This window comes from Clostridium saccharoperbutylacetonicum N1-4(HMT) (assembly GCF_000340885.1).
Taxonomy (GTDB): domain Bacteria; phylum Bacillota; class Clostridia; order Clostridiales; family Clostridiaceae; genus Clostridium; species Clostridium saccharoperbutylacetonicum.
Window position 1 is genome coordinate 1,131,350 of record NC_020291.1, and the last position, 12,689, is coordinate 1,144,038.

The window sequence follows — 12,689 nt, forward strand, 5'->3', positions numbered from 1 at the left end:
AATTTCCTATGTTAGAAAAAATTAAACTAGCCTTAAGAATAGATGATGATATTTTGGATGAAGAAATACAAGATTCTATTGATGCAGCTAAAGCAGATTTAAAACTTAGTGGAATATTAGAAAGTAAAATCGTTGAGACTGATCCATTGATAATTAGAGCAATAAAAACATTTTGCAAAGTTGAATTTAGTACTGATGATAAAGAAGCTGAGAGGTATAGAAATTCTTATGAAATGCTTAAAGATCATTTAGCATTATCGATAGATTATACTGTGGAAGTGATAGCATGAGCATAGAAAGTTTAAATAAGAGAATAGAGATCCAAAAACGAAAATCTGAGCCAGTAAAAGTAAAGGGAGTTCCAACTTATGAATGGGGCTCTTTTTATAGTTGTTGGTGCAAAATTTTAGATTTAATAGGAACAGAAAAGTATGATGCATATAATTCAAAGTTAGAAAACACTATTAAGTTTAAATGCAGATTATGCTCAGAATTAAAAGATATTCAGTTCAATGAAAAAGAATACCAGATCATATGGAATAAGAAGGTATTCAATATTATTTTTGTTGATACTTTAGGTGGTAGCAAGGATTGGATAATACTACAAGGAAAGTTTGTTAGCTAGGGGAGGATTAAGTGGACATTATAGAAAAAATAGATATAGCCTTATCTAATGCTTTAGATCCTTTAAATATCAGAAGTTTTTATGGTTGGTATGATGAAGATATTAATGGAACTCATGTTACATTTACTTTGATAAGTGATTTAGATGAAGATTATGCAGATGATGAAGCTGAAAGTACTACAACTCTTTTTCAAGTGGATATTTGGTCTAAAGAAAACATGGAAGAATTGAAGAAAACTATAAAGTCAGCAATGAAAACTTTAGATAATTGTACTTATAATAGTGGAGCTGATCTATATGAAAATGATACAAAAATATATCATAAAGCGCTTAGATTTAATATTACTCAAGAGGTAACATAATGAATACAGAATTTGAGGTTGATGGATTAGATAGTATATTTAGAAAACTTCAAAATATGGGTAAGGAAGGAGCCATCATAGAGGATAAATCTTTAATGGAATCTGTACAACCTGTTTTAGAGGATCAAGAAAATACAACTATGTTTAAAGATAGAACTGGAAATTTAAGAAGAAGTCTTAAAATATCTAAAGTTAAAAAAGTAAAAGGTACTAAAGTGGTTTGGATAGGGGATGTTGATAAAAAAGCAAATTATAGTTGGTATATTGAATGGGGTGACTCAAAAAGAAAGCCAAGACCATTCATGAGACAGTCTTATGATAGAAATAAAAATCAAGTATATCAAAGATTAAAAGAGGCAATAGAAAATAATCTACAAAAATGATAGGAGAGTGATGCAAATGTCAAGAACAATAGGTCTAAGAGACATTAGTTTTGCAGAGTTATTGACTGATAAAAGGGGTAAAGAAGCAACTTATGGGCCAGTTAAAAAATATGAACGATCTGTAAGTGCTAAACTTACACCAAAAACTAATTCAGACACATCTTACTCTGATGATGAAGTTGAAGATATTGTAACAACTTTTAGTCAGGTTGATGTTGAAATTGAGTTAAATCAACTATCCGTTGCAACTAGAGCATTTTTGCAAGGAAGCAAAGTTGTAAATGGTGTATTAATTGAGAATAAAGATGATCAAGCTCCATATGTTTATATGGTCTTTAAATCTAAAAAAGCGAATGGAAAGTTTAGATATGTTTGCTTATATAAAGGTAAATTTGAGCTTGTAGCTGATGAACATCAGACTCAAGAGGATAAGATTAAACAAAGTACAGCGAAATTAAAGGCTACTTTTGTTTGTAGAGAATTTGATGGTAATTATAGATTAATAGCAGATTCAGATGATGATGGAGTTGTTGAAGCAGATTTAGAAAAATGGTTTACTACAGTGCCTCCGGTTCCTGTGGAAACAACATCTTAATAAATGAGTAGGATTGTCCTACTCTTATTTTATTGAAAGAGGAGATTTTAACATGGTAAATAAAAAAGTAAAAGGAAAACAATTAAAAAATAAGAAAAATGATAATAAAGTAATTATAAAGGGTAGAGAATATGAGATAACTTTAAGCTTAGGTGTATTAGCAGAGTTAGAGGATATTTATGGGGATGTAGATGCAGCAATGAAAGCTCTGCAATCTAAAAAGGTAAGGCCATATATTGATTTCATGTATGCAATAATGGTTTTAGAGGATGGAAATGAAAATTTAACTCGAAGAGAAGTAGGCAGAATGCTAGATATGGATTTTATAAATGATCTTATTGGAAAAACTGAGGTCGCAATGAAAAATTCATTTGGAGAAGCAGATGAAAATGAAAATATGGGGGAATAGAAAGTCAAGCTGATTCTGATAGTTGGGATTGGGCTTGGCTATTTTATTTAGGAACTGTGATTCTTAAAATGACAGAGGAACAATTTTGGAGATGCACACCTTTAAAACTCAATGAATTGTTTAGAATCCACAAAGAAATTGAAGGTGTAGAAAATTCAAAAGAAAGTAATGGTTATATAGATGAAATATTATTTTAGTGGGAAGGAGGTAAAGTATGGCTGATGATATTCAAGGAATGACCGTCAAAGTTGGAATAACGGATGACGTTTTTACCCAAGGAATAGGTAAAATTAATAAGGCAATGTCTTTGCTACAAAGTGAGTTTAAAGCAAGTGCTGAAGGATTAAAAGGCTTTGGAGATAGTTCTGAACAATTAAGTAATAAATCTGAATACCTAAATAAAGCTATTGAACTGCAGCAACAAAAAGTCAAAGCTCTTCAGGAAGCTTATTCTAAAAGTAAAGCTGAAACAGGAGAATTTTCAAATTCAACAATGGCTGCTGGAACTAAAGTCAATAATGCTGTAGCTCAATTAGCAAAACTTCAAAATGAGCTTAAACAAGTTGAGGGAGAGTTAGAAAAGGGCGGTAAAAAAGTTGAAGAAGAAGGTAACGTTTGGGATAAATTTAGTAATAAATTAAAAGCTGCAACTGATGGCATGGGCGAATATATAAAGCGTGGAATAGGAATGGCCATTGGTGGAGACATATGGGATAAAGCTAAAGAAGGCTTTAGCAGTGTAATTGGCTTTGGTGGAGATGTACAGAAGGCATTAAATGGAGTTACTGCAGCAACAGGCTTGACAGGTGAAGGCATAAGTAACATGAAGCAGATAATGACTGATATCTATAATGATAATTTTGGAGAAAATTTTAATGACATAGCAGAATCAATAACTGCAGTCGGACAACAAACTGGTGCTACTGGTGAAGATTTAAAAAGTTTAACAGAAAAAGCATTGTTAATGCGTGATACATTTGGTATGGAAGTAAATGAATCTATAAGAAGTGTAACAATACTAATGAAGCAGTTTGGAATTACTGGAGATGAAGCGTTTAATCTTATAGCACAAGGAAAGCAAAAAGGATTAGATTTCAGTGATGAAATGCTGGATTCAGTTAATGAATACAGTGTGCAATTCAAAAAGCTTGGATTAGATGCGCAAGATATGTTTAATATTTTTTCCAGTGGAGCAGAAAGCGGAAGTTTTAACTTAGATAAAGTTGGTGATTCAGTAAAGGAATTTTCTATAAGAGCAGTAGATGGGAGTAAAACAACCCAAGATGGATTCACTCAACTTGGGTTTAATGCAGATGAATTAGCAGCTAAATTTGCTCAAGGCGGAGATGTTGCAAAAGATTCATTTAAACAAGTTGTAAGTGCACTTGCTAATATGGATGATCCATTAAAACAAAGCCAAGTAGGAATAGAACTTTTCGGAACTCAGTTTGAAGATTTGGGCATAAATGCTATTGCCAGTTTAGGAAATTTAAATGGTGGAATAAGTAAAACTAAGGATGTATTAACTTCAATGAATAATGTTAAGTATAATGACTTAGGAAGTGCATTTGAAGGAATTAAGCGTAATATTCAAACAGCTCTGTTATTACCAATGTCTAACGAAGTGCTTCCTAGCTTAAGTAATTTTAGCAATTGGTTTACATCTAATTTACCAGCAATACAAGAAAAGTTTTCGGGAATAACACAAGTGTTAATGGATGTTGGAAATAAAATTGCAGAAGTGGTTAAACCAGTATTTGAAGGTTTGTTTAATTTCATAAGTGAGCATGGAGATTCAACTACAAATATTATTTTAGGAATAGGAGCAGCGTTCTTAACTTTTAGTTCAATAGCTGGAATTATAAATGGAATTACTAATGCTATGGAACTATGGAATAAAGCACTTGCTATTCAGGAAGGAATAAAAAAAGTAATTCAGGTAGTAAAGGAATGGGAAATAGTAACTAAATTGCAAACAGCAGCGCAAGCAGCATTAAATATAATCATGGATGCAAATCCAATAAGCATAATAATTTTAGCCATAGCAGCGTTAGTTGCAGGAATAGTTCTTGCATATAATAAATGCGAATGGTTTAGAAATGGAGTTAATGCTATAGGCGAGTGGCTGAAAACTTTTTTTACAGTTACATTGCCTAATGCTTTTAAGGTTGTAGTTAATTTCTTTCAGAACAATTGGAAAGAAATATTGCTTTTTATAGTGAATCCTTTTGCTGGAGCATTTGCGTTGTTATATAAAAATAATGAAACCTTTAGACAAAAGGTTAATGAATTTATTACGGCGGTCAAAACAGCATTTACTAATGGGTGGAATGCAATAGTGAATTTCTTTACAACAACTATTCCAACTTGGATAAATAATATAGTTCAATGGTTTACTGAACTACCTAATAAAATTGCATATGCACTAGGCTCTTTAGTTGGTTTATTAGCAACTTGGGGAGTATCAGTTTGGAATTATTTCAGTACTAATGTGCCAATATGGATTAATAATGTTACAACCTTTTTCAGTCAATTACCAGGCAACATATGGAAATTTTTAACTGATATAGTAACGAAATTAGGTCAATGGGGAATGAGTGTATTAACTTACATTACAACAAATGTACCTATATGGATTAATAATGTAGTTACTTTCTTTAGCCAGTTGCCAGGACAAATTTGGACATGGCTTGTCAATGTAGTAACAAATTTAGGCACATGGGGAAGTAATGTGGTTAGTTGGATAAGTACGAATGTAAGTGCTTGGATAACAAGCATAATAAGTTATTTTACTCAACTACCAGGGCAAATTTGGACATGGCTTGTTAATGTAGTTACAAATATTAAAACATGGGGAAGTAATATGCTCACAGAAGCTAAAATAGGTATGAGCACTGTATTTGATGGGATTATAAATACATTTACAAGCTTACCTGATAAAATGTTAGAGATAGGAAAAAATATTGTAACTGGAATAACAAAAGGCATCAAAGACGAATGGGATAACCTTACTGGATGGATGGGAAGTTTATGTGATAGTTTTACAGCAGGCGTTAAGGCAAAATTTGACCAACATTCTCCGTCTAAAGTATTTGCGGAAATTGGAAAATTTAATGTACAAGGACTAGGAGTTGGATGGGAAAATGAAATGCCAAATTTAAATGCAAAAGTAAGCAAAACACTAGATAGTAATATAAAAATAGCTAATTTATCAAGTTTAGACGGTTTAAAGAATGTTAATAGTGCTTATTCTAATACAAATAATAGTGCAAGTACAATTGATAAGATCTTAGATAAAATGGATTATTTAGCAGATAAAATAAGCAATATGGAAATAAGTATGGACAGTAATAAGGTTGGGAAAATAATTACGCCAGTTATTAGTAGTAATTTAGCATTAAATAATGGCAGAAAGGGGTGGTAAAATGTCTTATATAGAGTATAACAATTTAATTAGTGAGAATATAGAAGGTTTAAAAATAGAAAATATTCCTGCAGTTCCTGCAACAGCTATTATTTATGAAACGGTAGAAGTAGATGGTGGTGAAAATTTAACAAAAATAAAAGGTTTTTCAGATATAGAAATAAGTTTTAATTTTGTATATAAAGCAAATGAAAATGAGTATTTCAGGAAAAAAGCCAGAATAGATAATTGGTTACTTAGTTCAACTTCAAAATATTTATTTTATAGTATGGATAAATATAAAATATACAAGGTTAAGCAAGTAAAAATAAGTGAAACGAAAACTACTGTAAGAAGGGTAAGACGTTTTACGGCAACTTTTGTTTGCAATGGATTAAAGTACATGGAAAGTGGATTGAAGAGTCAAACTATAACGAGTGGAACAACACTAAATAATTTTGGTACTTATGAAGCTAAGCCATATTTAAAGATTTATGGAAATGGAAATATAACAATTAATATAAATGACTCAAGCTTTACTATTAAAAATGTAAGTGATTATGTGGTAGTAGATAGTGAGATTATGGAATGTTACAAAGATAATATTAATTTTGGAAAGAATATGACTGGAGATTATCCAGTCTTTTCTATTGGGAAAAATAAAATAGGCTGGTCTGGATCTATAAAAAAAGTTGAGATAATTCCAAGGTGGAGGTGCTATTAATGGGGTATATTAGATTATTCAGACCAACCGAAACTGATTTTACACATAACGAATGGATATTAAATGAAATTGTATCTAGTAAGACTAGAGAAGTTATAAATGATGATTATATAACTGAATTAGAATATCCATTAGAGGACACTAAAGGCATTTCAAGCAATTTAGTTGTAGGTGGGATTATTTCAATTCCAACAATAGATATCAGACCAGATCAGCTTTTTAGAATAATAGATAAAGAAACTACCAGCAATACAATAATAATTCAAATGCAGGCGAAACTATTAGCTGATTTAAAAGAAAATAGAGTAAGAGCAATGACTCTAACAGGTTTAACAAGAAAACAAGCTATACAAAAAGTATTAAATGCAGCGTTGGAACCGCATTCATATGAAGTAGGGAATCTAGATAAGAATAGTAATGCAAATGTAATTGTTAATATAGAAGAGGGAAACTTATTAAGTGCTCTCATAGGTGATGAGAATAGTATTTTATCTGAATATGGCGGTGAATTTATAGTAAATAACAATACCATAGATATTGTAGATTCCAGAGGTTCAGATAATGGAGTTGTAATTGGGCATGGTAAAAATTTATCGAGCATTAAGGAAAAGATAAATAATACAGATTTAGCAACTGTTTTAATACCAAGATCAGGTGATTATAGGCTTCCTGAATATTGCATTGAAAGTGCTAATGTTAAAGCATATGAAAAGAGATATTTCAAAGAGGTAGAATTAAATTTAAATATTTGGGATGGTACAGATACTAAAAAAGATGATCAAATAACAATAAATCAAGCATATGACCTTATGAGAAATACTTGTAATAAGATGTTTACAATAGATAAGGTTGATCAAATGTCCTTTAATTATTCAATTGATTTTGTTCAATTAAGCAAAACAGAAGAATATAAAAATTATTCTATTCTTGAAAAAGTAATTTTAGGAGATATAGTGACAGTAAAACATAAGAAATTAAACTTAAATCTTCAAGGAAGAGTTAATGAAATAAATTATACAGTTGACAGTGAAGGGCAAACGACAATAGATACTGTAGAGATAGGATTTAGCAGAAAAGATATAACAGATATTATTAAAGATACTGTTAAGCAAGTTAAATTTGTTAAGGATGAAATCTTGTTAAGTGTAAATAACTCTGTGGATCATGTGACAGCAGAGTTTAAAATTGCTGATAATGCTGTAAAGCAAAGTGTAACTGATCTGGACAATAAAACAAGTTCAGCTTTGACATTGCAATCAAATAAAATAAGTGCAGTTGTTGAGAGCAATGATGGGGGAATGACCTGGACGTTAAGCAAAAATGCTTTTGTTATTGCCTGCAAAGGCGCCAGTAATAGCAATGTAACTATAGATTCCACAGGCTTGATTGTTAATAATGGTAAGATGCAGGTGAAAAATAGTAGTAATAAGACTGTATTTTATGTAAATACAAATGGTAAATGTAATGCAGTTGGAGGATTCTATGTGGATGATGGAAGTGGAGAGTGCTGCAGGATAACTATTGATGGATTAAAACTCACAAATTCAAATGGTTATACAGGAACAATAAAAGCTCATCCAGATCATACAGCTCTATTAGTAAGTGATGATATGTATATAGGAAAAGATTTAAGAATAGATCAGGATTTAACCGTGACTGGATATGTGGAAATAGGTAACTATGGTTATGTGGATAAAGATTTTACCGTTGGAGGAACTTTGTTCATTGGTAATAAAACCTTGCAAGAGATAATAGATGCAAGAATAAGGGCGTTAAAATAAGAAAGGAGTAATTGGATGGCTATATATGATTTAACAGTAAGCTTAGATCTTAAGCAAAATTTAAATATCTATACGACTTGTAAGCAATTAGATTCTATAAATTTAATATGTAGTATTTATGACAATAGTGTTCAGGCAGATTTAACAAATTATAATGTTAGATTAAAAGCAATGAAAGCTGATTCGATTCCACTAATTCAAGAGTATACAGGTATTTCAATTCCTGCTGACAGTAATGTAGTAACTATAGCAGCTGATGAACAGCTAACAACTACAGCAGGAGAAATACCTATAGAGCTGCAATTTATAGATAAAACTTCAGGCAAAAAGAAAGCAACTTTCAATTTAATATTAGAAGTTATGTCCAGCACATTAGTAGTAGATAGAAGTATTAGCACAGCAACTTATACACTATTGGAAGAACTAGAAAATAAGCTAGACCAAACAAGTGATTTCTTTGAGAATATAAGCGAAGCTGTAGAAATTAATAACGAATTAAAAACTTCAATTGCAAGTGGATCTACATTAAAAACTGGACTTGATATGGATATTGTTAACGGAAATACATTAAAAACAGGATTAGAAAATTCAACTGCAGCAGCTAACACTGCTAAGAGTAACTTGGAGAATTCAATTTCAAATGCTAACACTGCAAAAAGTGCAGTTGATGCAAGTAACACAAATGCACAAGTAACCAAATCAGCTTTAGAAGCAGATATTGCTCAAGCTCAGAGCAATTCATTCGCTGCAGAAATAACAAATGCAAGGGGAACTTATCAAACTTTAAAGGCTAGATTAGACGCTAATGATACATCATTGTCAGATAAGGCGAATCAAATAGCGCAATTAAGCAATCCGAACTTATTAATTAATGGTGATTTTCAAGTTTGGCAAAGGGGTACAAGCTTTAATAGTTCAGGAGTTTATTATTCTACTGATAGATGGAGAATAGATGCAGGTGGTGGTACAAATTCAATTACGAAACAATATGATGATACTTTTAAAAATTTTATTAGAATTTCAACTAACCAATATGCAAATTTATGGTATCAAATGGAAGACGCTGATTTAAATAAAATTAAAGGAAAACAGATTACTCTTTCATTTTATGCAAGAAAACTAAGTGGGAATTTTGTAAACGCAGTTTATAGAGTTTCAAATGTATCTGATGCTGTAAATAATAATGCTAATAATTTTACTACTGAATGGAAGAAGTTCACAATAGCAACAACAATTCCAATAGATGCAACTGCATTAAATTTAGGCTTAGTTAATTTTTATACAGGGCAAAATGGTAGTACAGTAGTTTACGATATAGCACAAGTTAAACTTGAACTAGGTTCTATAGCAACACCTTTTATTCCAAGACTTTATGCGCAAGAACTAGCATTGTGTCAAAGATATTATCAAGCTGGAGGAGTGACACCACAAGGTAGTGCGGGAGTAAATTTTGGAGGATATGTAGTTAGCGGTATAGCTTATCATTCAAATATTAAATTTAAAGGAACTATGAGAACTACCCCAACTGTTGTTTTAACAAATTTATATAATTCTAACTTAAGTAATACACCTACTTTGATTGAATCTTCTGAAGAAGGTTTTATCGAAGAAAGAATAGCAACTGCAACTGGACAAGGTCGAAGTATTTCTATTTTCACAGCAGATGCAGAAATATATTAGGAGGTTTTAACATGGAAGAAAACATAAAAGTTTATGTAAAAGTAGATAGTAATAATGTTATTACGCAAGTTGACAGTAGCATATTCTTATTTAATGTAGAAGATTGGGTGAAGATAGATGAAGGGCAAGGAGATAAGTTTTCTCATGCTCAAGGAAATTACTTAGATAAACCTTTAGTGGACATGCAAGGAAAATATAATTATAAGCTTATGGATGGAAAGATTGTTGATTTAACAGATGAAGAAAAGGAAAAGTTATTTCCTACAGTTAAGCAAGAATTATCATTAGTAGATAGAATTGCTATGCTAGAAAATTTACAATTGCAACAAGGGGGCTTGGTTTAATATGATTAATCAAATTTATGTTGAAATGTTAGTAAATAAAATACTAACTAAAGAAATTAATCCAAACACAGGAGATCTATTTAAGATAGAAGATATTAAAATTGCAGAATATAAAACTGCCGTAGAAGCTAAATTAAGTGCTACGCAATAGGAAAATAGGAAGTAACAAAAATATATAAAAACCTGAAGTCAATAACAGCACAATTAAGGTGCTTTTTTTGTTTGTTTTTATATATAGGATAATTATAGAAAGATTAGAGGAAAATTATAGAAACTCTATAAGAAATAGATAATCAGGAGATTTATAATAATAATTAAGAGCTAAAGATAAAACATTCTTAATAAAGTATGTATTAAATACAAATGACAAATGAGATTAAATTTTTGATATTGCAATATTATAATTAAAAAATTAATGAATATGGTTAAAGAGCTAATTAGCTACTAGATTTTTAACTGGATTATTTTAGGAGGTATAAATTAATGGAAGATAACAATATAACAAAAAGCAATTTAAGTATTACAGCCACACCAGTTGAAGGACAAAACTATGTGCATCTTGATTGGACAAATCTTGGAGCAGGGTATAAGTATATGGTTTATTCAAAAGGACAAGAGGAAGCAGTTTATCAAAGTATTCCTTCAAAAACAAATATTAAAGTATTAAATATATATCCAGGTAAAGGTGATAATTTAAAAGGGTGGATGGAAAATCCTAATAGTGAAAATGACAATGGATATGGTAAGGGATTGATATCTGTTGATAAAGTAGATCTTAGTGCATTCAATTCAAATGCAACAGGAAATTTAAAAGATAGTAGTGGAAATTGGAAATATGATGTCATTTATTTTGGAGGATATGATTCCAATAATAGTATAGATATATCTATAGAGGCAAAAGGTTTAGTTGAAACATATATAAAAGCTGGTTATGGTGTCTTATTTGGACATGATACACTATGCTTTACTAATTTTAAAAGTCTTGCAAGTTATGTAAATATTAATACTAATATCACTGGTTATTATGGGAATACAACAATAAATACTGTAAAAGAAGGTCTTTTAACAAATTATCCATGGCCAATAGGTAGTACGGGAACTAAACTAACAATTCCATTAAGCCATAGCAATGTCCAATTTGCAATGGGAGATATATGGATGAAATATACTTCAAATAGTGTATCTAATAATAGTGAAGTTACAAGTTTTGATAACAAGACAGGGTCTAATAACTTCTATCTAACAACTTGGAATAACTGTGCTATGATTCAAACAGGACATTCAAATGGAGCAGCAACACCAGATGAACAAAAACTACTTGCAAATACGTTATTTTATCTAGCTCAACTAACAAGCGACACTTCTTGTGATGATCACAAAGGACAAGATTTAACAGCACCAGATAAAGTAATTATTAGTGGAGCATCAAATGATGATAAAAACTTAAATATAACTTATTCTAAGCCTAATGATAATGGAACAAAATATGATTATTACGTAAAAGCTACAAATGGAGATGTAGCTAATGATATAACTTCCAATACAGTTTCAGTTATAAATACTTCAGGAATTGCTGGATACTCATATGTTGTAGATAATGTAGAAAATACAGAACCAGGTAAGGATATTATTACTAAAGATTTATCTATATCAGCACCATTATCAGGATTAGATTTATTTAAACCTATTTATGTTCATATTAGAGCTATAGATAATGCTGGAAATGCTTCAGAAACTACTCATTATGAATATAAGTATATAACTAGTTTAAATTTAGATAAGTCATCATTGAATTTAAATACTGGAGATACACAAAGCTTAATAGCCACAACAACACCAGCAGGAATGGAAGTAGCATGGACATCAAGTGATCCTTCCATAGCCACAGTAGATTCAAATGGAAATGTAACTGGAGTAAAAGAAGGACAAGCAACGATAACTGCTAAAACAGTACAAGGTAATTTAAGCGCAACATGCATAGTAACTGTAATAGAAAAATCGGTACAATTAGTGAATACTGCATATGCAAAAGGAGATAACACTAATATTTCAAGTGGTGGGACTGAAATAATATTCAACGGGTTAGCAGAAACCACATTGAGTGTTGTAAAAATATCAGATGCAAAGACAGCATGTGTAGGTGATACATTTATGTATACTATAGTAGTTACTAATACAGGTTCAAAAACTGCCCAAAAAGTAGTGATTAAAGATAGTGCGCCTAAACATATTAAGTTTATAACTAGTGGAATAATAACTACTCAAGGTGAAGTAGATCCAAGTTCAACTTGGTCAAATATTGTAGTTAATGTTGGAGATATTTTACCTTCAGGTACAGTTAAAATTACAATACCAGTAACTGTAATTATTTAATACAGGTCTT

General features: G+C 30.8%; 14 protein-coding genes. All 14 read left to right on the forward strand.

Annotated features, from left to right (window positions below):
- Positions 1–8 precede the first annotated feature (8 nt).
- The 14 genes from CSPA_RS04985 to CSPA_RS05040 all read left to right on the forward strand — a co-directional run bounded on the left by CSPA_RS04985 (position 9) and on the right by CSPA_RS05040 (position 12,679).
- Positions 9–290: a head-tail connector protein gene (locus CSPA_RS04985; RefSeq protein WP_015391119.1), complete on the forward strand. Its 282-nt coding sequence runs from the start codon at positions 9–11 to the stop codon at positions 288–290.
- Positions 287–625 (forward strand): phage head closure protein, encoded by a 339-nt coding sequence (locus tag CSPA_RS04990; RefSeq protein ID WP_015391120.1) that lies wholly within the window; start codon positions 287–289, stop codon positions 623–625. The genes CSPA_RS04985 and CSPA_RS04990 overlap by 4 nt, the downstream gene beginning before the upstream one ends.
- A gap of 11 nt (positions 626–636) precedes the next feature.
- Positions 637–987 (forward strand): hypothetical protein, encoded by a 351-nt coding sequence (locus CSPA_RS04995; RefSeq protein WP_015391121.1) that lies wholly within the window; start codon positions 637–639, stop codon positions 985–987.
- On the forward strand, positions 987–1,370 hold the full coding sequence (locus tag CSPA_RS05000) for an HK97-gp10 family putative phage morphogenesis protein (RefSeq protein WP_015391122.1): 384 nt from the start codon (positions 987–989) through the stop codon (positions 1,368–1,370). Before CSPA_RS04995 ends, CSPA_RS05000 begins: the two co-directional genes overlap by 1 nt.
- A 16-nt stretch (positions 1,371–1,386) precedes the next feature.
- Positions 1,387–1,965, forward strand: a complete 579-nt coding sequence (locus CSPA_RS05005; protein WP_015391123.1) for a major tail protein — start codon at positions 1,387–1,389, stop codon at positions 1,963–1,965.
- Positions 1,966–2,017: 52 nt separating this feature from the next.
- A complete protein-coding gene (locus CSPA_RS05010) occupies positions 2,018–2,374 on the forward strand; it encodes a hypothetical protein (protein ID WP_015391124.1) in 357 nt (118 codons plus the stop codon).
- 68 nt (positions 2,375–2,442) lie between these two features.
- Entirely contained in the window at positions 2,443–2,571 is a 129-nt protein-coding gene (locus CSPA_RS30700) for a hypothetical protein (protein WP_015391125.1), read from the forward strand.
- 17 nt (positions 2,572–2,588) lie between these two features.
- Entirely contained in the window at positions 2,589–5,798 is a 3,210-nt protein-coding gene (locus CSPA_RS05015) for a phage tail tape measure protein (RefSeq protein ID WP_015391126.1), read from the forward strand.
- 1 nt (position 5,799) lies between these two features.
- Positions 5,800–6,501, forward strand: a complete 702-nt coding sequence (locus tag CSPA_RS05020) for a phage tail family protein (protein WP_015391127.1) — start codon at positions 5,800–5,802, stop codon at positions 6,499–6,501.
- On the forward strand, positions 6,501–8,282 hold the full coding sequence (locus CSPA_RS05025; protein ID WP_015391128.1) for a phage tail spike protein: 1,782 nt from the start codon (positions 6,501–6,503) through the stop codon (positions 8,280–8,282). Before CSPA_RS05020 ends, CSPA_RS05025 begins: the two co-directional genes overlap by 1 nt.
- Positions 8,283–8,297: 15 nt before the next feature.
- Entirely contained in the window at positions 8,298–9,962 is a 1,665-nt protein-coding gene (locus tag CSPA_RS05030; RefSeq protein ID WP_015391129.1) for a hypothetical protein, read from the forward strand.
- A gap of 11 nt (positions 9,963–9,973) precedes the next feature.
- On the forward strand, positions 9,974–10,306 hold the full coding sequence (locus CSPA_RS05035; RefSeq protein WP_015391130.1) for a hypothetical protein: 333 nt from the start codon (positions 9,974–9,976) through the stop codon (positions 10,304–10,306).
- 1 nt (position 10,307) lies between these two features.
- A complete protein-coding gene (locus CSPA_RS29975; protein WP_015391131.1) occupies positions 10,308–10,457 on the forward strand; it encodes a hypothetical protein in 150 nt (49 codons plus the stop codon).
- Between the two features lie 332 nt (positions 10,458–10,789).
- Positions 10,790–12,679, forward strand: a complete 1,890-nt coding sequence (locus CSPA_RS05040; RefSeq protein ID WP_015391132.1) for an Ig-like domain-containing protein — start codon at positions 10,790–10,792, stop codon at positions 12,677–12,679.
- Positions 12,680–12,689 lie beyond the last annotated feature (10 nt).